The sequence below is a fragment of the Paenibacillus sp. FSL W7-1332 genome, assembly GCF_037969785.1.
GTDB lineage: Bacteria > Bacillota > Bacilli > Paenibacillales > Paenibacillaceae > Paenibacillus_AQ.
Genome location: NZ_CP150209.1, coordinates 4,455,281 through 4,476,665 on the forward strand (window position 1 = coordinate 4,455,281; position 21,385 = coordinate 4,476,665).

The 21,385-nt window shown below is 44.9% G+C and carries 25 protein-coding genes; 2 read left to right on the forward strand and 23 right to left on the reverse strand.

The annotated features are described in order from the left end of the window. Window positions 1-7 precede the first annotated feature (7 nt). The gene (locus MKX98_RS19890) at window positions 8-2,362 is read left to right on the forward strand and encodes an Ig-like domain-containing protein (protein ID WP_339218032.1); all 2,355 of its coding nucleotides are present in this window, start codon (window positions 8-10) and stop codon (window positions 2,360-2,362) included. Between the two features lie 277 nt (window positions 2,363-2,639). Here the strand turns inward: MKX98_RS19890 and MKX98_RS19895 are convergent, their stop codons facing one another. The 20 genes from MKX98_RS19895 to MKX98_RS19990 form a co-directional block, all read right to left on the reverse strand. Then, a complete protein-coding gene (locus MKX98_RS19895) occupies window positions 2,640-4,100 on the reverse strand; it encodes a glycosyl hydrolase family 18 protein (protein WP_220684808.1) in 1,461 nt (486 codons plus the stop codon). A 513-nt stretch (window positions 4,101-4,613) separates the two neighbouring features. Beyond that, window positions 4,614-5,207, reverse strand: coding sequence for a YdcF family protein (locus MKX98_RS19900; RefSeq protein ID WP_339218033.1), 594 nt, complete (start codon window positions 5,205-5,207; stop codon window positions 4,614-4,616). A 162-nt stretch (window positions 5,208-5,369) separates the two neighbouring features. Next, window positions 5,370-5,903 carry a GNAT family N-acetyltransferase gene (locus tag MKX98_RS19905; RefSeq protein ID WP_194543281.1) on the reverse strand — a complete coding sequence of 178 codons (534 nt, stop codon included), beginning with the start codon at window positions 5,901-5,903 and terminating at the stop codon, window positions 5,370-5,372. A gap of 49 nt (window positions 5,904-5,952) precedes the next feature. Next, window positions 5,953-6,501 (reverse strand): hypothetical protein, encoded by a 549-nt coding sequence (locus tag MKX98_RS19910; protein ID WP_220684807.1) that lies wholly within the window; start codon window positions 6,499-6,501, stop codon window positions 5,953-5,955. 150 nt (window positions 6,502-6,651) lie between these two features. Further along, on the reverse strand, window positions 6,652-6,948 hold the full coding sequence (locus tag MKX98_RS19915; RefSeq protein ID WP_339218034.1) for a hypothetical protein: 297 nt from the start codon (window positions 6,946-6,948) through the stop codon (window positions 6,652-6,654). 55 nt (window positions 6,949-7,003) lie between these two features. Beyond that, window positions 7,004-7,261 carry a hypothetical protein gene (locus MKX98_RS19920; RefSeq protein ID WP_339218035.1) on the reverse strand — a complete coding sequence of 86 codons (258 nt, stop codon included), beginning with the start codon at window positions 7,259-7,261 and terminating at the stop codon, window positions 7,004-7,006. Window positions 7,262-7,691: 430 nt separating this feature from the next. Next, window positions 7,692-8,204: a DUF6886 family protein gene (locus MKX98_RS19925; protein ID WP_339218036.1), complete on the reverse strand. Its 513-nt coding sequence runs from the start codon at window positions 8,202-8,204 to the stop codon at window positions 7,692-7,694. Between the two features lie 73 nt (window positions 8,205-8,277). Then, entirely contained in the window at window positions 8,278-8,877 is a 600-nt protein-coding gene (locus tag MKX98_RS19930; RefSeq protein ID WP_339218037.1) for a transglutaminase family protein, read from the reverse strand. A 103-nt stretch (window positions 8,878-8,980) separates the two neighbouring features. After that, entirely contained in the window at window positions 8,981-9,457 is a 477-nt protein-coding gene (locus tag MKX98_RS19935) for a GNAT family N-acetyltransferase (RefSeq protein ID WP_339218038.1), read from the reverse strand. 155 nt (window positions 9,458-9,612) lie between these two features. Then, entirely contained in the window at window positions 9,613-10,146 is a 534-nt protein-coding gene (locus MKX98_RS19940) for an AAA family ATPase (RefSeq protein ID WP_339224527.1), read from the reverse strand. 100 nt (window positions 10,147-10,246) lie between these two features. Continuing rightward, window positions 10,247-10,798, reverse strand: coding sequence for a hypothetical protein (locus MKX98_RS19945; RefSeq protein ID WP_220684802.1), 552 nt, complete (start codon window positions 10,796-10,798; stop codon window positions 10,247-10,249). Between the two features lie 253 nt (window positions 10,799-11,051). Next, window positions 11,052-11,648 carry a hypothetical protein gene (locus MKX98_RS19950; RefSeq protein ID WP_339218039.1) on the reverse strand — a complete coding sequence of 199 codons (597 nt, stop codon included), beginning with the start codon at window positions 11,646-11,648 and terminating at the stop codon, window positions 11,052-11,054. A gap of 24 nt (window positions 11,649-11,672) precedes the next feature. Continuing rightward, window positions 11,673-12,218: a DNA topology modulation protein FlaR gene (locus MKX98_RS19955; protein ID WP_339218040.1), complete on the reverse strand. Its 546-nt coding sequence runs from the start codon at window positions 12,216-12,218 to the stop codon at window positions 11,673-11,675. A gap of 302 nt (window positions 12,219-12,520) precedes the next feature. After that, complete coding sequence (locus MKX98_RS19960; protein ID WP_339218041.1) at window positions 12,521-13,081, reverse strand: AAA family ATPase; 561 nt, start codon at window positions 13,079-13,081, stop codon at window positions 12,521-12,523. Window positions 13,082-13,533: 452 nt separating this feature from the next. Further along, window positions 13,534-13,629, reverse strand: coding sequence for a putative holin-like toxin (locus MKX98_RS19965; RefSeq protein WP_220091170.1), 96 nt, complete (start codon window positions 13,627-13,629; stop codon window positions 13,534-13,536). Window positions 13,630-13,932: 303 nt separating this feature from the next. Beyond that, entirely contained in the window at window positions 13,933-14,697 is a 765-nt protein-coding gene (locus tag MKX98_RS19970) for an SDR family oxidoreductase (protein WP_194543289.1), read from the reverse strand. A 177-nt stretch (window positions 14,698-14,874) separates the two neighbouring features. Continuing rightward, complete coding sequence (locus MKX98_RS19975; protein ID WP_339218042.1) at window positions 14,875-15,693, reverse strand: radical SAM protein; 819 nt, start codon at window positions 15,691-15,693, stop codon at window positions 14,875-14,877. A gap of 86 nt (window positions 15,694-15,779) precedes the next feature. After that, window positions 15,780-16,493, reverse strand: coding sequence for a 2OG-Fe(II) oxygenase (locus MKX98_RS19980; RefSeq protein WP_194543291.1), 714 nt, complete (start codon window positions 16,491-16,493; stop codon window positions 15,780-15,782). Then, on the reverse strand, window positions 16,486-17,034 hold the full coding sequence (locus MKX98_RS19985; protein WP_339218043.1) for a methylated-DNA--[protein]-cysteine S-methyltransferase: 549 nt from the start codon (window positions 17,032-17,034) through the stop codon (window positions 16,486-16,488). The genes MKX98_RS19980 and MKX98_RS19985 overlap by 8 nt, the downstream gene beginning before the upstream one ends. Then, the gene (locus tag MKX98_RS19990) at window positions 17,006-17,617 is read right to left on the reverse strand and encodes a bifunctional transcriptional activator/DNA repair enzyme AdaA (protein ID WP_339218044.1); all 612 of its coding nucleotides are present in this window, start codon (window positions 17,615-17,617) and stop codon (window positions 17,006-17,008) included. Before MKX98_RS19990 ends, MKX98_RS19985 begins: the two co-directional genes overlap by 29 nt. Window positions 17,618-17,764: 147 nt before the next feature. Here MKX98_RS19990 and MKX98_RS19995 point away from each other — a divergent pair, with 147 nt between their 5' ends. After that, the gene (locus tag MKX98_RS19995) at window positions 17,765-18,745 is read left to right on the forward strand and encodes a DNA-3-methyladenine glycosylase (protein ID WP_339218045.1); all 981 of its coding nucleotides are present in this window, start codon (window positions 17,765-17,767) and stop codon (window positions 18,743-18,745) included. 96 nt (window positions 18,746-18,841) lie between these two features. On the opposite strand, the gene MKX98_RS20000 is transcribed toward MKX98_RS19995, so the two are convergent. From MKX98_RS20000 to MKX98_RS20010, 3 genes are all read right to left on the reverse strand, one after another. Further along, window positions 18,842-19,315, reverse strand: coding sequence for a DUF3574 domain-containing protein (locus MKX98_RS20000; protein ID WP_071220445.1), 474 nt, complete (start codon window positions 19,313-19,315; stop codon window positions 18,842-18,844). A gap of 225 nt (window positions 19,316-19,540) precedes the next feature. Continuing rightward, window positions 19,541-20,587 carry a hypothetical protein gene (locus MKX98_RS20005; RefSeq protein ID WP_220684798.1) on the reverse strand — a complete coding sequence of 349 codons (1,047 nt, stop codon included), beginning with the start codon at window positions 20,585-20,587 and terminating at the stop codon, window positions 19,541-19,543. 15 nt (window positions 20,588-20,602) lie between these two features. Further along, window positions 20,603-21,355, reverse strand: a complete 753-nt coding sequence (locus MKX98_RS20010) for an alpha/beta hydrolase (protein WP_339218046.1) — start codon at window positions 21,353-21,355, stop codon at window positions 20,603-20,605. Between the last annotated feature and the right edge of the window lie 30 nt (window positions 21,356-21,385).

A 21,385-nucleotide genomic window follows, 5' to 3' on the forward strand; every position in this document is an offset into this window, starting at 1 on the left:
GCTTTTGTTGCTGGCGGCAGTTCTGATTTCTACAATCTGTATCCCGCCTCCCCACGTTAAGGCAGCAGCGTTAATTACTATTGATTCTCATCAGGACGGACAAACGCTTCAACCGGGTGTGGCTGAGTTATCCGGAACCTACTCCGGCGTGTATGAACTTCAGCTCATCGTTAACGGTGCATTTGTGACGGATGTTCAGATGGATGACCCGAATGGCGATGACAGTGGATCTTGGTCCTACAAACTGGATACAAGTCAGTTGGACGGTCCCGTCGAAATGGTCCTTAAAGGAAATGATGCGGTTACGCGTTATGGTATCTGGTCCCCTTGGATTCACCTTAATATCGATAATCCTGCAGCTCATATCCCGGAAGTGCAGATTACCAGCCCAAGCGAGCATACGTTGCAGCGCAACAAAATGGATATTCACATATCTGCAGCGGGTAAAAATCCGATAGCCCAAGTTGAGCTCCGCATCAACGGAGGCGATTGGCTGCAGGTCTCCCCTGCCAAAAACGGATATAAATATACATTCGATTCGCGTCAATCCCCTCACCAGGTTCACAGCCTGGAGGCAAGAGCAACCGATTCTTACGGCAATACAGGCTATAGCCTTACGGTCTATGCAAGAACAGGGGGGAGGCCTCCGGCTAACCAAGGCAAACATCCCGCGACGGTTACGGATGCTGTCTATATGGATCTTGCCAACTCAACTCCCGTTAACGTAATAAATGATGTATACGATCCCTCCGCGACGAATCCTGAAACGGTGACCAGCAACGCCTATGACCCGGACCCGCTGCCGGATCAGGATCGTGCGATCTGGATCTGGGAAAATGCTTCCTACCCGCTAGTACTGAATCCAAATTCCCGAGCGACCCTCTCTTCCATGGCAAAGGATACAACCACCTTTAATCAACGTTCGATTACAACGCTTTATTTGGCTGTAGGGCAATATGACGGAGCAAAAATGCTGGAGGATCATCGAAGTGAGGTTCAACAATTCATCGAGTGGGCTCACTCTCAAGGTTTCTATGTTCAAGCGTTGATCGCCGGCGGCACCTCCCCACCTTACTTCGGAGCCTATAGTCGGTATCAGACTCAAGCCGTAAGAGAATTTGAGCAAATCTTGAATTACAATTTGGCTTCCGGCGAAACGGCTCGCTTTGATGGCGTAAACCTGGATACCGAACCGTATATCCTGCCGGATTTCAAAACAGCAAAGCCTTCTGTTCAGATTCAGTACCTGGATATGCTGCAGCTTCTGATGGAACGTAAACAGGCATCGGGCCTTACCTTGTCCGTCGGCGCGGCAATTCCAAGATGGTATGATACTTCTGCTGACGCCAGCAATATCTCATGGAACGGAAAGACGAAATGGCTGTCTGAGCATATTCAGGACACGGCCGATTATATCTCGATCATGAATTACCGCGATCAAGCCGATGGCAGCGCCGGCATTATCGCACAAGCGCTAAACGAGCTGGCTTATGCAAATACGATCGGCAAACCGAAGTCGGTTGTGATCGGAGTCGAGACGAAGGACATCGCCGATGGCGGGGATCCGGAAACCATCAGCTTCCATGAAGAAGGTCGAACTTATATGGAGCAGGAGTTAAACAAGGTTTATGATGCTTTTCTGAACGATTCAGCGTTTGGAGGCATTGCTCTCCATCACTACTCCTCGATCGTTGATTTTCCAAGCGAATGGGGACCTGGCGGCTACGCATGGCAGCCTCCTGCTGACCATGAACCGCCAAGCACGGTCAGTGGAGCAACAGCGGCCACGTTTGATTTTCAACGCATAAATATTACTTACAATATGGCGATGGACAACACCGCAGTAAATGCGTATCGGATCTACCGGAGTACCAATGCCGACTTTGAGATCGGACCCGCTACTTACGCCGGAATCTCTAAAGGACTTTCCTTCAAAGATACCGGTCTGCTGCCGAACACCACCTATTATTATAAAATCACGGCGGTCGATATCAGCGGCAATGAAGGAGCTCCCAGCGCGGGTGCCTCAGCAACAACAGCGCCATCCACAATGAAACCGATGGTCATTGATCAGATGACCATCACCTATTCTGCCGGTATCGCCAGAGTAACCATGCAGATGGTCGATAAGGAAACAAGGCTGCCTGTTTTAGCCAAAATCAGCGGACGGTTCACCCATATGGCAGGCAAATATGTTAATGCCGCGACAACTGCGGACGGCGTGTTCCAATCGCAGTCTGAGCTCATCTCCGTATCCCGAGGCGAGATCGGCTTCCTGCCACGGCGCATCATGGCCGACTCCTATTACTGGGCCAGTGCTTATGACCAACTCCCGTACCCGACGGTGATATGGGAGCCTTGAGACTCAGATATGCAGCGATTCAGAATACAGCAACACGTATGCAGATCATGCCTCCGAGATCCCTGTTGCCCCCAGATTTCTTAAGATCCTATGACAAGGTTGAAATCAGGGGACAAAGGGGACCGCTTTGCTTCTACAGCATGATTCCGCCTTCTCCGTTGGAGAAAGGAAACCAGACAAACCTCTCTTGATAATGAAGGTGTATACCGCCACATATCAAAGAGAGGTTTTCTTGTTTTATAAAAAATCTACTTAAGTTGTACAAATATCATTCATGTTAAGGCAGCGTGTTCAAGAATGGTTTCACTGTTTTGGCAAGCGTGTAATTCGTGGTCGTATCCCAGTTAATGGACCAGGTCATCGCTCCCCGTATATCGGGGTATTTAGCAACCGGTTTATAACTTCCACAGCTGTTTCCGGTTGCCAGACAATTTAGGGCATTATTTACGACGGTTGGCGAAACATATCCGCCTCCAGCTGCTGCTGAGGTAGCAGGCACTCCTAATCCCAATTGGGAAGGTGATACCCACTGCAGCGTTAAGTCCGAAAGTGCCGTCAGGAAATCAACCGTGCCTTGGGAATAGCATTTACCGTCACGGCCTAGCATACATCCAGAATTATAATACTGGACGTTAATTACCGTTGTTATATCCTTCAGATTGTTATAAAGCTGCATATAGGAGGTATTTGGATTCTGCATGTCTATCGTTTGGGGAGCCATCGTCAGAACAAAATCATTTCCTACTTTTTGCTTCAGTTGGCGGATCGCATTGGTTAAATTAGGTACATTCATGCCATGCTCCAGATCGATGTCTATCCCATCAAGCCCAAATTGAGTGATGATGCCGTACATGCTGTTCACAAAGTTCGTTACATTCGGGGATGGATTATTCAAATTAATGTTCCCCAATTCCCCTCCAATGGATATGATGACCTTCTTGCCTTGAGCGCGTTTGGCCTGAATATCCGCGATCAGTTCGGCATTCGTGTACCCGCCAAGGGCTGCGGATAGCGCAGAATCTACAGTGAAAGTGACACCACCAGGGTTAGCAGGATCCATCTCGGCAAACGCTAACACAATGATGTCGTACTGATCAGGTATATCTCTCACTTTTAACTTGCTCGCACCATTAACAAAGTTCTGCCAGTACCCTGTCAATATATGCTTCGTCGGCTGGGGACCTCCTGTTCCCTCTGAAGTGGTTGCATTCACGATCGCACTGGCAGGAGAAAGGTTGCCGGCAGCATCCTTAGCAATGACCTTAAAAGAATATGTCGTGTTCGGTGAAAGACCCGTTATTGTCGCTGTCGTACCAGCAACAGAGACCGCAAGGGACGTGCCTTGGTATACATCATATCCAGTCACGCCTACATTGTCTGTAGATGCCTGCCAGGATAAAGTAACGCTTGAAGAAGTGACTGCGCTTACAATTACATTCGTAGGCGTTGTCGGGGCTGCAGTATCATTACCTCCACCACCTTGAACAAACTGCCACAATGCAGGCACATTGGGCGGTTCCCATCCGGGTAATGAGGTATGAGCTTGAATAGCCTTATATGCTTTCCCATCGTACGTTACGTTGTCGTTAACGGCATAAGATACATTGGGTGCCCAAGCACCCCGATCTGCTGCAGACACCTCAAGTGGAAAAAAGTTCAACACCAAAGACACGACAACCAATAAAGGCAACATCATCACTCTCGATTTGTCCAGCACTCTAAATAAACCCTTTTTCATCCATTAATCCCTCCTCAAAAAATAAATTGATCATTCAGCTTCAGCCTAACTTGCGTAAGACGACATCACCTCCTTTATGAAATTTCCTTGTTAATTCTCTGATTCCAGATCGATGTATTTCACTTACTCAATTATGATTCATTTACATATTTCGTAAGTTGATTTATATGTAAAAAATTTACTTTATATGTTAATTATTATCAATAGCTCGGAAGGATCAATCTGTGTATGTAAGAAGATTTTCAAACAAGATATGCCTAAGACTAGGCAACACAAAAACAACCGTCCTCCTTGTAATGTGTTCAGGAGAACGGCCGCTTTGATCATTGTATGTAATGTTGTACTGACCCAACTCCTCGAGAAGCTGCACTACGCATGCGATCATGCTTCCGTCTTCTCCGTTGGGGTTTGTAAAGCATGTGCCACGCGCCAGCATTTGGTCTATTCGCCATTAGGTAAACACCCAGCTCGTGAGTTGAGTTCACAGTGTAATGCATGCCTTGCGATTTATTTTCAAATTTCAATATCCGCATCAACAAAATATCGCCCCTTTACCCCGCCGATCACTTTTTTCAGCTCGCCCAGTACCCGCTTCTCTTCCTCTGGATCGGTCCACCAATTGTCCCGTCTCCCAAGAGAGCGATGGTCCGGACACCATACATACTCATACCAAGGGGGCATAAAGGTCCTGAGCATCAGTTGGCATCGGCGCATATGTCCAGGTGCACTGACGAGCAAGAGTCGATGGATTCGTTGTAACCCCAATGCCCGATCAAGCACGGTTAGGGAGGCCATAATGTTTTCCTTCGTATGGTTGGACATCGTTTCAATAAAAATGGATTCTGGCAGAATGCCCATTTTTATGGCTTCATCCCGCATCATAACCGCCTCGGGCTGCTCCCACTCGCCAAATCGATCTCCACCCGTGAATAATAGATACGGGGCGCGTCCGGCTGTGTATAATTCAACCGCTTTCCATACCCGGTCCAGGTTTTTTCCGCCAAACACAAAGATACAATCACCAGACTGCGTACCATCATCAACTTCCGTTTCCGCTCCGAACACCACCGTTGTGATCTGTTCTCTCGTCAATATCTCTGGATTCATCTGTGAGATCAGCAATAAAGAACCCTCCCGTTGTCTCATGTTCATCAAAACCCAAGTAATGCCTGGCGACTTCATATCGATAAAACTGCAATAGCTTTGCAGCGTCTGGAGTCCTCCATGTGAACGGCAGCCGCATCCGTTAGGAAACTCTATACTTAATCTTTAATCTACAGGTTTAACACGCTTTGCCATGATAATATCCGGTTTTCCTATTCCGTTCGCATCTGGTATAACACCGACGATTGCAAAACCTAACTTTCTATAAAAGTTCGCTGGATGATCTAAACTTTCAAAATTGGATAGGTGTGCCGGAGTATCATGATACAAATTCACGTTAGATAGACTGGTTTGATTATACTCATCATCCGTACCCAATATGATGGTTATACCTCCACGTTGGTAGACCTGACGTTCAAAATCGATTACTAATAGCTTGCCAAGACCTCGTATTCTACTATCTTTTCTAATAACTAACGGATGAAGTTCCCACACATTACCGTCATATTGGCTTCTACCTCCAATCCACCCGATAACTTCATTATCTACATTAACTAATACTCTACTAATAGAATCATCACTAATTGATTCGAAAACTTCACGTATGGCAGATTCTATTGAGGGCCATGCCTCAAAACTCTCTTGCAGTAATCTCGCTGTTTGATTTATCTTATCAGTATCCTTTTCTAACAAATCCATTATGATCAATGTAAGTACTCACATCCTTCTTTAGATTTTAAAATTCATCTCATACCATAGTATTATTCAAAAAAAGACCAATCACTCGATCGTCCCATACCTGTACTTCTATATATCGTTCTGGTCCTAGATTCCCGTCTTTATTCCATTCTTGCGGCCAACCATATTCGTCTACCAATCGAAGGATTTCGTTCTTTAAGTAGACCTTCCCTCTGTAAGGCTTGTCGTCTTTAAAGCGCATCGTGGGAAATAAGTCACCATAAGTAAAACTAATCATCTCGGGATCAACATCATCGAGGGGAATCTTAACTTCCCTCCCGCTCTGATACCACTGCTTAATCCATTCGCAAGGGCCAAGTGTCATGTAATGTGGATATTTATTTGTCGGCCGTCCACCCTTGGCTATAAATAGATCTCTGGCACGCGATTCTAATCCGCGTCGGATTACGATATAATCATCCCCGCGTTGACTCGCAAACATATTTTTATTTTGTTGGAGTCTTCTCTGTACTTGCTTCGCTTCTTCGATAGATAGTGCAGACAGATTTCGAAAGGGACCGGTTGCTGCATCATAATAATGATATAAGAATAATTCCACGGCTTCTTCCTTTCCTCGATTACAGCGATATTATTTCGCTCGTAGATTTAAACCCCACTTATGTTTCTCCGAAGTCTCCGAGGCTTCAAATATCAGCCCGTCCATGGTCAACTTACCCTGATTCCATTTTAATCTGGATACTTGTACTTGTTAATCTGTTGACTGCAAATTTATAGAATGATCTGGAATCTCAATCTCAACATCATTTATTATTCTGACCTTGGATTTATGAGAAGAAATAACAGGAACTCCACTTCCATAAATCATGTAGAGACCATATTTTTGATTGTTTTCTTCATAAAAATACACCCCCGTACCTTTTGCCTCCCACTCCCGATTTTCAATAGCCGTCCATATTACATATTCATTCTTCATCCATTGATTAACATGAAATAATAAAAACACGGAAAGGACGACAACAAGGATAAGTAATAATTGTTTTTTCATGAGCTACTCCACATTATTAAATAGGAAACTTCTCTCGTATATCACGACTTGTGATTTAACGATTTTCACTCGCGATTCTCTCCTTTTCACCCTCGATGTAGTCATATACTTTTAAAATCTCATCTTCGTAGTTTTCTTTAATCTCAAAATACGGGACATCTGATGCTAAACACTTTTCACGGAATTCATCATGCTCCAGTATATAATCAGAAATGGTTCTTTCTTCAGGATAGGTACGTGTTTCGATTGCATTGCGATGTTGAATGAGGTTGGATTGGAAGTTTTGCTGGATGTAGGTGGTTGAAAAACCCAAGAATACCGGTATGATGTGGGCTGAGTAGGATGGCTCGATATCTTGAAGATGGTGAGGCAGGATGTAGCAGCCTTCAATGATTAGATTCTGGTTATTCTCTATGTTCGTCTTGATGATCTCTTTGAGGATCGGCCATAATTTTTCACCGATAAACTCTGCTGAATCCAGGGGGTGAAACCGCAGTTCATATCCGCTCTGTATAAGCCCATTTTCAAATGATCGATCGAAAGATATGGAACGTGATACCTCTCGAGCAATTGTTGAGCCATATAAGTCTTACCCGTGCAGCTGTTCCCGCTGATTAATATGATCATATTCGTTATAGTTCTCCTTTAAAGGCATTGGCATTGACTCGTTAGGCAAGTCAGCCCCGTAATGGCCAAGATACAGCAGGGATATTTCTAAGCCATGAATGCAGTTGTTAAATCCCCTATAGTCTGTTGGCATTATTAAATCTGTGTATTCCAAATTCCTTAAAATCTGAAGAAACTATTGATTCCCGAAGAGGACATAAATTCGGTGTAAACCTTAATTCAATCCCCTTGCTTATAAGTCTCTCAACCAGTCTATCAACCTTCTCTATCCCCACTGGCTTTACGGTTTGATAAGAAATATAATAGCCTGCAGTCTTATCGAAAACTTCAAACCCCTCGTCTTCAAATTGGTACTTGTACAACGTTTGTTGATCGATTCTTGCGTACCAATCATTTTCTACAGTTACGATAATGTCAGCCAACGTGTCGTTAAAAAACAACTCCCGGTTTCTGTCACTGATATCCTCTGTTCTTCTACATACAATTCGCGGACAATCCCTTGGGAAGTAATATGAGAATTCATGTTCCGCATCTATTGCCCAAACCACTGCCGGAAAGTTCGGTCGGTTCTGTTTTTCTCGTGGGATGAAGATTTCAATATCCGCCTCTTCGCTAAAATGAAAAAGCACTCATGCACCTCATTTTATATATGTATTTCAGTAATTTCGTATACTTTAATCACTTACTAAACGCGTAACAGTTTCACTGACTCAGGTCTTCTGGCAATCCGCCTAGATACATCTCCATAGCATTCGAATAGGTTTCTAGTGTTTGAATAATGACTGGATGGGGCTGTGCGTAATTAATCTTATAATCCTTCTCACCATATTCTTCCCTAACAGGAAAGGCTAATTTCTCCTTATCTATTGAAAACTGCGCATTAATGCCTTCCTTATTTCCTCTTGCGTCTAAACGTATCCACCTGTCATGCTCCCTCAAATACACAGTATTCAAAGCATGCAAACAGTACCCATCCTCGGGTTTATCGAATAAGGTTAACCTTTGATAACAAATGCCTGAAGGTATACCCATTCCTCGCAGTATTCCTGTCAACAAATGAGATTTCGCATAGCATATGCCATGTCCTTTGTTCAATACTTCAGAGGCCTTCCTTGTTACTTCTTCGTTTTTAATATCAAAAGAATGATCAATCTGATCGCGCACAAATTCAAATGCTGCCTGTATTCTTTCGATTTCAGTCTCTTCTGTAAAAGATAGGATCACAGCTTGTATTTGAGCATCAAAATAATCAATATACTCAGATGCCTGCAAATAGGCTTCCAATTGTGCTAACTGCTTCATTATTTCTCCCCCTAGTCGTATAACAGAAATTCCCCGCCTAACTTCTATCGTATTCACGACGTTCAAGAAGCTCAAACTTCGTATCGACAGGCATTCCTTTTTATTACAGATATTTTTTGAATGCTCTACTTGAATTACCGTCATATCCCAACCTATCGTAAAATTCATGAGCCTCAGTCCTTGAACTTCCACTTGTAAGAAATATCTTTAAACAGTTCTTCTCGGCGCATAAACCTTCGATATATTTCATTAATTCTGAACCATATCCCTTTCCTTGTTGTGCTCTTGAAATAATAACTCTTTCTACAACACCAAACGGCCTGGACCCCACTAATGCGTCCAAGCAGAGATGCAAATGAGCAGTTCCCACAATCTTTTGCTCTAGCTCGTAGACGAATAAGAAGCTATTCGGATTATTTTGGACTTCACTTATTCTTTCATTTGACACATATATTTCAGTGTTGCTAGGTAATAACTCCTTATATAATTCCTCAATTTGTTCTGCATCTTTTGGTTCCGCTTCTCGAATCATTGTTTTTCTCCTTTCCTTTCTTAAGCTGATTTCATATAAAGTTTCCATGTTTACGACGTCAACCCAACTTTAAGCGAACGTAAGTGAGCGGCCGTGATGGGTTGGATGGTACGGGCGTGTCCGCTCAGATTATTACCTGAACGATCCATATCTTGAAGCGGACCAAGAGGTGAACCTTGTGTTATGTGTAGCCAGTAACCTCATTAAACTCTCCACACATTGCTCTTAACAGTTTTATTTAGGATTAGTCTAACAACTTCTTCTGTTCCTATATGGTCCGTTTCAATATGTTCTAGAAATCTGCTATCCCTAAATGCAAGTAAACCAGCTTCTGTATGTGTCTGATACCACGTTCCAAATTGGTCACCACGCTCTTCAATTCGCTTTTTGATTGTGTCTTCAGACGCAATGAGACAAAAATGAAAAACATCATCAAAACTTTTAAATCCATTTAATATGTATTCGAAATGATCAGCTTTATAAATCGTCATCGGAACAATAAGATGTTTCTTATACTTATTCATTAATTCATGAGCTGTCTTAACCGTGAGGATTCTCCATAATTCCAGATCCTGGAAATCATCAGTTCGTTCTTCTTCAAATCTAGTTTCTTCGTTAATGATATTTCTTAACATGTATCCTATTTCTTCAGGATCATAAATCATGCTATTTGAGATTAAGGATTGAAGCATGTTAGCTGCCGAAGTCTTGCCAGAGCCGAATGTACCATTAATCATGATAATCACATAATCACCCCCATAGGTATGGATTTATATCTACGAATGATAAGTTGCTAGCTGCTACCCCTTCTACCCCAAAAACCTATTAATCTTCATTTTAATACCATCCGGTCTTTGTCTCTCCATGTTTATAAATTCTTACTACATCCGGGTCGTAATTAACTGGAGTATCTGAAAAACAAAACCATATTGGAGCTTTTGATGTTGGAAGTATAGTCGCATCTCTTACTGCCTGACCCTTGTATTGGATTTTTAAATTTTCAATATCCCTATCATTTATTACACCAAACGTTAGCGAAACAAGTTCATCATTTCCTGATATCTCAGTTGGTAAGTTTGTGAATGCTCTTGTAAGGATATGCTCGGTTTCATTAAAATGTTTACTACCAAACCCATAAATCCACTGATATTTTGATCTTTTCTTGGTTGCTATGCCGACCGACAAAATATCTTCTTCACCGTAAAAAACAATGCTGTATCCTCTATTCTCAGTAATATAATATATTTCATCATAAACAATGTTTGAATTAATCATCGCTTCTTCTATTGATGCGTAGTCATTTGGTCTATCCTTTTGAAAAAGAAATATCAATGCTATCAATAAAATAAGAATTATAAATATACTTACCTTAATCTTCAGATCGTTCACCTCTTTATGGCGTACACAACTTCTCGGAGATCTATAATCCAACTAAGTACCCACTCGACTAGTCATAATGTAATCAAAATTTTCTTGTAGTTAATCGGAATCTTTGAAGCTGTTAAGTTGTGGGATGATATACACTCATGGTCTTCCGGGAATAGATTGTATTTACCTGATTCTGTTTCCAGACCAGTAGCCCCCTAGCGGTCAAAGCTCGGCCCTCAGCCGAGGCCAGCGTGAATATTACGTTATCGGAAGTCTATGTCCTCATCGAAATTTCAACACATTCCTTTACTGTTCTTTCAAGAATATCAATGACTTCTTCAAATTCAAGAATTTCCAACTCTTGTTCTTTCGCCTCATCTTTCATTGCAAAGTCATTTTCTAATTCCTTTACTAATTCTGGCAGGTATCTATAATCAATCTCTTCTATCTCGATGGACTTGACTTCCATCGGTCTATATTCAATGGAATAATAATCAATCAATTTTCCATTGAGTCTCCAAAAATCTCTATAATACTTTAACTGCGCTTCTTTCTTATCCGGTTGAGGCAACCACTTTATTTTCTTGTAATAAATTTCTTCAACCCATATAACATCAGATATTAAATGAAAAAAGTAACCTAGATAAAATGGTTCTCTCATATATCTCAGATATTTCTCATGAAATCCCAAATAATCGGCAAATATTTGTCCTTCATTATTGGTCCTTACGAAATGAGAAATAGTTTTAGGGGTTTTCATATTTTTATTCACATCAGGAGCAATGCCACCTAAGAAAAATTGATCATCATCAATCTTTAATTCTTTAGCAAGACGGGCAGAAATACAATAATGCATGATTCTAGATCCCATGTTATTCTCCTTTGCATAGAGTTCTCATAACGTTCTTGTATGTAATCGAATGTCACATTCATATGCTACTCTCAAAATCATTTCCTTATTACTCTTTACTACAATCAGTTTTTCTTTATGTTTTTCCAGCATCTCAAGTATCTTTTTCTTATTATCCGCATCAAATTTGCTATTCCATTTCAACATTTCGATTAACCCTTTTAAGGTTTGTTGGTATTTAGATCTCTCCAGTTTTGTTCTCTGTTTGATAAATCTAGTTATAATTCTAAATGCTCTATTCATTGGTCTAGGTGATAAAAAGATAATTACATCTGCTTCTTCGAAGCTTCGTCCCAACCACTTGTGATATACCCCTTCAATAATCCACTGTTCTTTATTTATAATGTCTTCAAGTATTTTATACCGGACCTCCGGCGAATTTTTCCCACTCAATTCGACTGCACCATTCCACATAACATCATCTAATTCAAAGAAAGGAATATGTAATCGTTTGGAAATCTCTCTAGCTAAATATGTCTTTCCACTTCCTGTCGATCCAATAATATGGATCTTCATATGAGTGAACTTCATAATTCCCTCCCTTATACTTAATAGAGTTTCTCTTATCTAAGCCTCCCAGATCTTCCGACCGCAATGCGGTTAGATGCTGCAAGGTTGTCAGCATGGTTCTTCTTCTAGAAAATCTTCGGGCGGACCAAAGGACTCGACAGCAGCCCGCAGCGTGAATGCTGTGTTAACTGATGCGTGTACTTCTTCGAGATACCTAAAAATAGTACGTATATAAACCTTAGACAATATCGTAGGTTTTCAACATGATCATTGGTCGATTTATATCACTTTTGAAATACTGCGAGCAATTCTCCTAGCTTTAGCTACAATTTAAACCTTTGCTTAATCATACTTGCGACTTCCTCTGGCTTCAAAGCTGCATTGTTTATTTTCATGTAATTTTCTCTTTTGATTTCACCATCAAGAGTGTTCAACCGGTGCTGGGCCATTGAATTTAATAAATTACCTTCAGAGAAATCAATATCTCTTTTTGTAGGTTTATGTTCAAGTCTATTCGGACTTTTATTACGCTCTAGTCTTATGTCATTGTCCGCCTCAAGTTCAACAAAACAAACTACTCCACCTTTTGATTCAAAAATATGACAAACTTCATCTACATACTCCCAATCTGCAAGGCTGTCAAATGACCAAAGGAAAGTAAAAATCAATCCGTTTAAGTCACTATTAGCTACTTCTTCAAATATGGCTTTACGGATTAACCTCACCAACCTCTTTCCAGGTGCAGTACTATAACTAAAAAAAGGGGTAACGAACTCAATACTCATATGGTTATGAAAAAGCTTCAAACCTGTAATTTTTTCAAGTTCCTGACCTACTGTCATTTTACCAACTGCTTGTGGTCCAAAGATTAAAACGAATATCATAGTAAGCAACAACTCCATCCGTTTTACTTTTTAGAATCGTCAATTGAAATAGCCTCACCAATTGTCATTTCCCCAGTTTCAACTAACGTTCTCGAATTCACGACGTCCGACGAAGTCGGATATGTCCGGCTGCCACTACTCCTTGCAAGTATCATCTGTTGGAATGAGGGCGAATGTACCGATGCTTGAAAATGATGTTAGACTAACGCTTCGCTGTTCTACTCACGAATGATCTTATGTCTATTAATACGTGTTTAATACGCTATTTATATTGGTTTTCAAATACCCAAAATACTCTTTCCAGGTTCACTTCTTTTTCCAATTGTGTTATCATAATTTACAAAGAAGCCGAGTGCGGGAACACTCGGCTGAACAATTGGCTTGGATGGTTTATTCCCTTCTAAGCGATCAGAATAAAGACCCACCTTCGGCGCTAACCTTGGGGTGGGTTTTTACTTTCTCTTGTTGTTCGAATTGATGTATGTTAAAAGTGCAAGGATAAACGATCCAAACAGAAACATGATCGTCAACGCATCTTTAATTTCCATGGCTTCACCTCCTTTCGAAGGGAAACCATGCCCACCCAAGATTCAATTGTCTTTCCTTATTATACCATCATCTACCAATGAGATGAAGAACGATTGTTCGGTTTTTTTACTCAATCTTACATCCGTTGATTTCATCTAACGTTGTAAGTATTCACGAACCCGAAAGGCTTAAAGGAGCGAATGCGACTATTGTGCGGCATGAATTTCCGATAACTCCATATCCACGAACTTCGCAAATCCCCATCGCAATGAGAATCCACGAAGTTCATAGACACTACTGAGCTCACTCCATTTACCGAAACTCTAGATCCCCACCATCACATTCCCGCCACACACTGGAATATATGCCCCGGTAATAAACGACGACAAGTCCGAAGCCAGGAATGCCACGGCATTGGCAATCTCCTGGTCCGTTCCGCGGCGCTTCAATGGAACGGAGGCCTCATAGGAGGCGCTGTGCTCGGTTCCGTTCTCCCGATCGCGGTCGCTGATCGTCCAGCCCGGCGCGACCTGGTTGACGGTGATCCCGTGCTCGCCGATCTCTTTGGCGAGCACGCGGTAGACACCGTCCATGCCGCGTTTTCCCGCAACATAAGCCGATTGGCTCGGGAAGTTTTGGATCGAACATTCGGTGTTGATCCCGATGAACCGACCGCCTTGACGCTCGATCATAGCAGGAACAAAAGCTTTCGCCAGGTAGACGCTTTGCATGACGCAGGATTGGAACTGACTCTCATAATCTTCCGGCGCTTGCTGCAAGACGGATGTCCATTGATAGGATTCGACGGCATTGGCAACAATGATATGGGGCAGCACGCCGAAGTGTGCAAGCACCGCATCCCGCATGGCATTCACGGAAGCTTGATCCGTCACATCGGCTTGCACCGGGAAAGCCCGTCTTCCCATCGACTCTACTTCGCGCTGAAGCTCTTCTGCCTTGGCTTGGCTCCCCCGGTAATGGATAACCACATCCGCGCCGCATTCCGCCAAGGTTCTGACCATGACACGCCCTAATTGGCCTGCGGCTCCTGTAATTAACGCAATTTTATCCGTCAAATCCATCTTCATTGTTCATTCGCTCCTCTACCGTTTGACTGGTTATTTTCGCCTATCATACCATAATCACCTACCGCCAGACATGACAAAAAAAGACCAGAATCGAACTCCTGGTCCTCTGCCTAAACCTATCATAATCTATCTAATCCACGGATCACGGATCCTCTTCTAAACTTGCCAACCTAAACCTTAAGGTTCAAAACCCTTCTGGCTCACAAACAACTGCTCCTCCGGAAACTCCCGGCTAAATCGATCGTAGACCGTTCGATAAGCAGCGGGGTCGTACCATTCCTGCTCCCCAAGCTCCTCGTACAGAGCCTGAACAGGCAGTCTTTTCGTACGTTTCCCGCCACTGCCATCCCCCATGAAATAATCGTCGATGCACACGCGATGAACGAGCGGCCGCAGGATCTGCGGGAAAGCCTCCGTGCTCGGAAGCACGGGGGCAATAGCTGCCTGAGCGGGAATCCCCGCGTCCCTCAGCAGCTCGAGGGTTTTCAGTCTCGCTTGGATCGGCGGCGCTGACGGCGTAAAATGCTTGCGTATCTCCTCGCGGTCCGTCTCGACCGTCATGCTTACCCGCACGCGTTCTCCTAACTGCTGCAGCAGATCAACATCCCGCCGGACCAACGGACTGCGCGTCTGTACGAGCAGAAAATCCGGCGGTTCGCTGACCATCACCTCAAGCAAAGCGCGAGTCACTTCTTCCTTGGCCTCAACCGGCTGGTAAGGATCGGTGCTGGAAGACATGAAAATCGTGACAGGTCCCTTGGACTTGGCACGCTTCAGTTCTTTTCGGAGGATAGCAGCAGATTCAACCTTAACGTCAACCCAGCTTCCCCATTCCTGATTCCGGAATATCGATACCGGCATTTGCCGGACATAGCAATAAGAACAAGCGAAGGTGCAGCCCGTATACGGATTCAAGGTATGGCTGTATCCATTCAGGAATCCCGTTCCTTTATTGAGCAGGGTCTTCGACGTTTTGTAGAGCACTTCTTGTTTCACCTGGGACACCCCATTCCTACACTTTCTTCTATTATACTATTTCTCTCCTCACATCCCATAATGAATGAGTGGACACACGCGCCCCTCTACTTGGCATCATGAAAAATAATCCCGAGGCTGTATCGGGTCCCCGACGTAATCGTACCGACGCCATGCCGGAGCGTGGTCCGGTAATACCCTCGCGTTCCCTGAACAGGACGATGGTTGGTCGGAAAGATTAGACCCGCTCCTTGTTCCAACGTGATCACATGTCCCCGGCTCTGTGCCCGCGGCCGCTGCTCGATGAGCAGAAACTCTCCTCCCGTGTAATCGACTTCCTTCTCATTCAGAACAAACACTACTTGAAATGGGAAAAATTCATCTCCGTACAAATCCTGATGCAAGCAATTATAGCCGCCCTCTTCATATTTCAAAATCAACGGCGTCGAACGCTCTTGCCCCTGCGCATGGCACATGCCAAGAAACTCATCCAAGCTCACCGGATACCTCTCCTCATGTCCAAGCTGCGTCAACCAGCGGTTAGCGGTCAACGCTAGCTCAGGATAAAAGCCTTCCCGAAGCTGCTGCAGCGGTTCTGGCAGCGGAGCTTGATAATACTTGTACTCTCCTAGCCCAAACCGGTGCCTAGCCATATTGATCGTGCTGCGAAACCGCTCCTCTTCCGAATACGTGTTGATAATCTCCGCACACTCGTCAGGCAGCAGCACCTTTGGAACAACCGCATATCCCTGCTCATCCAAAGCTCCTTGTATCCCCGTCCAATCGAGCCCTGCTATTCGTTGCGGCAATGAATTAGGCATTATTCACCTTCTCCCTCATCCTGGCTCGCTCACCCTCAAGCTCCAGCAGCCGGGTCTTCATGGCAAGCCCACCGCGATACCCCGTCAATGCACCGCTTTTTCCAATTACCCGATGACAAGGCACGGTTATCAGCAGCGGATTAGCGCCTATAGCCGCTCCTACAGCTCGAACAGCTGCCGGCTTTCCAATCTGGTTGGCGATGTCCGAATACGTGAAGGTTTGTCCATACGGGATCTGGCACAGCGCATTCCATACCGCCATTTGAAACGCGGTCCCCTTATAATCCATAGCCACCTCAAACCGAGCGCGTTTCCCCTGAAAATACTCCACCAACTCGGCAGCATACGGCTGCATGGCTTCATCGTTCTGCACGAGTTCACAGCCAGGGAATTTCGCCTGTACCCAGTTCTCCAGCTCTGTTACAGGTTTATCCGGTGATCCGACGTAACATAAGCCTTGCTCCGTCGCCGCGATGTATACGTTCCAGTTATCATGACGCAGTTGGGTCCAGTTAATGGTAATCGAATGATTGGATTTCATGATCTTGCACCTCCGCATTTGTATTTTTTAAATATTGCGCGCGATAACTAAGGGGCGTCATCCCCGTCTTCTTCTTAAACAACGTGATAAAATAAGCCGTATTCTCCATGCCCACCTTATGGCCGATATCCGAAATGGCCAAGCTGGAATTTGTCAGGAGCTCCTTGGCCTTGCCGATCCGGTAATCCTGAATGTATTCCATCGGGGTCTGACCTTTGACGCGCTTAAATATCCGGTGCAGATGGTACGGACTGCCGTGGCTCACATCGGCCAAGACATCAAGCGACAAATGATCCATATAGTGTTTATCGATATACTCGGTGACAAGTTCAATCCATTCATGGTCCGGTAAACGCTCGCCCGTCGGCTTGCACCTTTTGCATGGCCGGAAGCGCTCGGCTTTCGCTTCATCCGCCGATTGAAACACGCGCACATTTTCAAACTTCGGGGGTCTGGATTTACAGGATGGCCTGCAGAAAATTTTCGTTGTCTGCACTGCATAGAAAAACTTGCCGTCACTATCCTTGTCGTTGTTGATAATGGCCTTCCACTGGGCTTCGGTCGGTTGTATTCGGTTTGCCACGTTTCCTCACCTCCGCTAACATTATAACCACAGGATAATCCTGTTGTACGCTTTTTGGAATAGAAGAGCAAGATAACAAAATTATACGGTCTGCGTTTATGGTACAACTAGTATAGAAGAGTTCAAGCGCGAAAGGAAACGATGAAGATGCAGGAGCCAAACCACAACCATGACGATAAGCCATATACAATGGAGAATCATCTCCCCCGGGCCAGCTGGGAAGATCATGCCGAAGCCATCAGGCTGTTCGTACCGAAGGAGTTCAGTTTTACGGAGAACCTCAGTTATTTGCAAAGATCGCCGAACGAATGTCTTTATCATATCCGGAATGACAGCATCTACCGGGCTATCCCACTTGAGGGTGACATCGCTGTGATTGAAGTCAGCGCGGAGCCTAAGGCGCAAGCCATCCTTGTTCGGTTTTTGGGGAATACGGCCCCCTCCGATCCCTGCAAGCGGGCGGAAGTAGCGGGTTATGTCCGGGACTGGTTCGATCTGAATACCGATCTCGTACCGTTTTATAACATGGCGGAAGCAGATCCATTGCTCAGTCAAGCCGTTCAATCCTTCTATGGACTTCGCAACATGGGCATTCCCGATCTGTTCGAAGCTTTGTGCTGGGGCATCCTGGGGCAGCAGATTAACCTGGCCTATGCCTATACGTTAAAAAGACGTTTCGTTGAAGCCTTCGGCCGCCGCGTGGAGTGTGAAGGAGAGGTTTATTGGATCTTCCCGAGACCTGAGGACATAGCACATCTGTTTGTTGAAGACCTGGACGGGCTTCGTATGACCGTAAAAAAAGGCGAGTATCTTATTGGAGTCGCTCAGCTTATGGTCGAAGGGAAATTGACGAAGGAGCAGCTGCTTGAAGCAGCCAGCTTAAAACAAGCGGAGAAACAATTAGTCAGCATCCGCGGGATCGGACCGTGGACGGCCAACTATGTGCTGATGCGCTGTTTGCGAATGCCGGCTGCATTTCCTATCGATGATGTCGGTCTGCACAATGCCATCAAACATCTGCTCGGCTTGGAGGCGAAACCGACGAAGAAGGAAATACTGCAGCTATCGGCAGCATGGGCGAACTGGGAATCCTACGCCACTTTTTATCTGTGGAGATTTCTTTATTAATAGTCCAAACGCAATAAAGAGGAGGTCTCCCACTTCTGCCATGACAGACAGCAGGAAGACCTCCTCTGATTAGCACATCGCTGATTCGAGAATCAACTACTCGATGAAATACAATTTGCCGTCAACCTCGAGTGAGATCGCGGATTGCGACAAATCGTCCTTAAGCTTCTTCGCATAGTCCACCACTTGATTAAGCGAGTCCTTATCAAGCTTCTCGGCAAACGCGTACACGATCGTTACTTTTTCCTTGATCAGGGTTTTGTTATTGTCCACCCATGCCCCTTCGCCCGGAATCGCAGTTGCCCCGCCAAACCAGCCGGACAGCTTCGTCAGCGTTTGGTCGACAAACTTCTGATGGGCTGCATCCGTAATCGGAATGTCACCCTTTACCGTTGAAGGCACGTAAATCTTAACGACATGATCCAAGTGGAACTGATCGTTCAGAGCACTCTGTGTAATGGCGGTTGCCGTTGGATTGCCCTCTGCGCTGAAAGACTGCTGAACCGGTACTACGATAAGTGTTAACAATAATGCCGCTGCGAATGCGATAAGCCAACCTTTTCTCTTCATGCCCATTTCTCCTTTATGTATGGTCTCGTGTCCCGTACAAGCATGGCATTTCTGTTGTCCAGTGCAACCTTCCTGCCATCCGCACGATACAGACTAGCACATATTATATACTGGCCTTTTCTTATCAGCTATGGGACATACGGATTATATTATGCGGAATCATGCAAAAAAGCCGATATTCCCGATAAACAAACTACGAGAATTCGACTTTTAATGAATACATCGCTATTTTAGCGTCCCGATCCAGGATAAACTCTCCACTGATCGATGATCCATGCTGCCATTCAAAATAGCTTGAACATCATGCAGCGTATCCTGCAAATGCACCCGCTCGCCCGGTAAACCGGTATAAGCCTCCGCAACGTAAAAAGGCTGCGTCAGATACGCCTCAAGCCGTGCTCCCCGCTCATAAACCTCTGTCTCGGATGCCGGAATGGCCTGCAATCCTCGTACTTGAACCAGTGAACGCAGCTCGCGATAACGGCGCAGCAGCTTCTGGGCCCGCTGTTGGACCGCTAAATGAACCTGATCCAGGTGCACGCCTTCCGATACGGAAGAGGTAGAGTATAACGGGTTTACGGCAGGAAACATATGTCTTGCCGCCAGATCGGCATCGAAATACCACAGCGTCTCCAGCGGGCCGTAAGGCATGTCTTCATCCACAGCCGCACCTTTGAGGTCCACAAGAAACGTCGTGATGTGCTGTATGCCCTCTTCTTGAAAACGTTCCTGAAGATCATAGATTTTGCCGGTCAAGACGTGCTCCCTGTCCGCTGCAAACACAATCTCATGATCGGTATTCGCATTCGCCACAATGGAATAGGTTTCTTCTATAGAATAAGCTACCCGTTCTACGTCATTCAGCATGTCCTGCAGCTCTGGATATTCGCCTTCCGGCTTTAGCAAAATCGTCATATACCCTTCCTGCTTGAAGTGATGAAACAACTCACCAAGCAGCACCAGTTGGCCCATTCCGGGACGGGCGACCAGACCTACGGTACCCCCTTTTGCCAAAGGAGCAAATAGATCAAGCGGTTTGATGCCGGTTTCAATCATCTCCACACTTTCTCCACGCAGAATCAGTTCATCCAGACTGCATTTTGCCAGAGATGCCAATGCGGCAATGGTGCGGACTTCCGCCCGACCAACGGGAATTTTCCCTGTACATAGGTTGGAGACCGTGGCCGGCCGTAATCCCACGGATTTGGCTGCGCTGGTCAGGTTCGGAACTCTTTGTCGTAAAAGTGATACATTCAGCTTCAGATTGTCCAAGTGCGTACACCCTTTTTAAGTGATTGATTGATGGTTCTTCCTAATCTTTTTCAGAAAAGAGTCTGCGGTGCGGACAAACACATCCACATCCGGTTCAAAAATATTGTGATCGTGCTCCCCGAACGCTACAATGATTGCCTGAGGCAGTGCCAGCTTATATTGTTCCACTGCTTCTAATGATAACCCGGGATGTGGTTTTACGCCACGGATAATAAGGACCGGGCAAGTCAGTCTAGTTAGGTCGTTCCACATTTCGACCTTAGCCGATTCCTGCTGCAGTGCCTGTAAAGCCGATATTTTCATTCGGTCAGACAGCTTCTTTCCTCTCCAAGGGGGCAGTGACGTGAAGAACTCCACCCATCCCGCAGGCAGCTCGGTATGAACCGCAGGATAGTCCCCGATGATCAAACCTTGAATGCGTTCCGGATTCTGAACGGCGTAGCCTAATTGATAGGACACCCCTCGAGAATATCCCATGAGTACAAAATGCTCAAGTTCAAGATGACGAATCGCCGCATCAATGTCGCTGATATGGTCTTCGAGCGTATAACCCGAAGCAGGCGAGTCACTTCGGCCCCGGCCGCGAAGCGTGATGATAACAATATGCCTGGGCGACAGCTTTTCCATAATGGCGATATAATCCTCAGCCGACTCGGACAGTCCCGGGATGACGACCAGTGAGGTTTGTTCGTTCCTAAGATCCCGATGTACCTCCGTCACATGAATATGTACCCCTTGGTTATTGACCATGGTCTCGTATAACTGCATGCATTAGACCTCCTTAAAAATTTACATTTA

Bases quoted from the DNA above. Each gene is read 5' to 3' on its own strand.
- MKX98_RS19895 (WP_220684808.1), bottom strand. From the start codon at position 4,100: ATGAAAAAGGGTTTATTTAGAGTGCTGGACAAATCGAGAGTGATGATG.
- MKX98_RS19900 (WP_339218033.1), bottom strand. From the start codon at position 5,207: ATGAATCCAGAGATATTGACGAGAGAACAGATCACAACGGTGGTGTTC.
- MKX98_RS19905 (WP_194543281.1), bottom strand. From the start codon at position 5,903: ATGGATTTGTTAGAAAAGGATACTGATAAGATAAATCAAACAGCGAGA.
- MKX98_RS19915 (WP_339218034.1), bottom strand. From the start codon at position 6,948: ATGAAAAAACAATTATTACTTATCCTTGTTGTCGTCCTTTCCGTGTTT.
- MKX98_RS19930 (WP_339218037.1), bottom strand. From the start codon at position 8,877: ATGAAGCAGTTAGCACAATTGGAAGCCTATTTGCAGGCATCTGAGTAT.
- MKX98_RS19935 (WP_339218038.1), bottom strand. From the start codon at position 9,457: ATGGAAACTTTATATGAAATCAGCTTAAGAAAGGAAAGGAGAAAAACA.
- MKX98_RS19940 (WP_339224527.1), bottom strand. From the start codon at position 10,146: ATGATTAATGGTACATTCGGCTCTGGCAAGACTTCGGCAGCTAACATG.
- MKX98_RS19950 (WP_339218039.1), bottom strand. From the start codon at position 11,648: ATGGGATCTAGAATCATGCATTATTGTATTTCTGCCCGTCTTGCTAAA.
- MKX98_RS19955 (WP_339218040.1), bottom strand. From the start codon at position 12,218: ATGAAGTTCACTCATATGAAGATCCATATTATTGGATCGACAGGAAGT.
- MKX98_RS19960 (WP_339218041.1), bottom strand. From the start codon at position 13,081: ATGATATTCGTTTTAATCTTTGGACCACAAGCAGTTGGTAAAATGACA.
- MKX98_RS19965 (WP_220091170.1), bottom strand. From the start codon at position 13,629: ATGGAAATTAAAGATGCGTTGACGATCATGTTTCTGTTTGGATCGTTT.
- MKX98_RS19970 (WP_194543289.1), bottom strand. From the start codon at position 14,697: ATGAAGATGGATTTGACGGATAAAATTGCGTTAATTACAGGAGCCGCA.
- MKX98_RS19980 (WP_194543291.1), bottom strand. From the start codon at position 16,493: ATGCCTAATTCATTGCCGCAACGAATAGCAGGGCTCGATTGGACGGGG.
- MKX98_RS19985 (WP_339218043.1), bottom strand. From the start codon at position 17,034: ATGAAATCCAATCATTCGATTACCATTAACTGGACCCAACTGCGTCAT.
- MKX98_RS19995 (WP_339218045.1), top strand. From the start codon at position 17,765: ATGCAGGAGCCAAACCACAACCATGACGATAAGCCATATACAATGGAG.
- MKX98_RS20000 (WP_071220445.1), bottom strand. From the start codon at position 19,315: ATGAAGAGAAAAGGTTGGCTTATCGCATTCGCAGCGGCATTATTGTTA.
- MKX98_RS20010 (WP_339218046.1), bottom strand. From the start codon at position 21,355: ATGCAGTTATACGAGACCATGGTCAATAACCAAGGGGTACATATTCAT.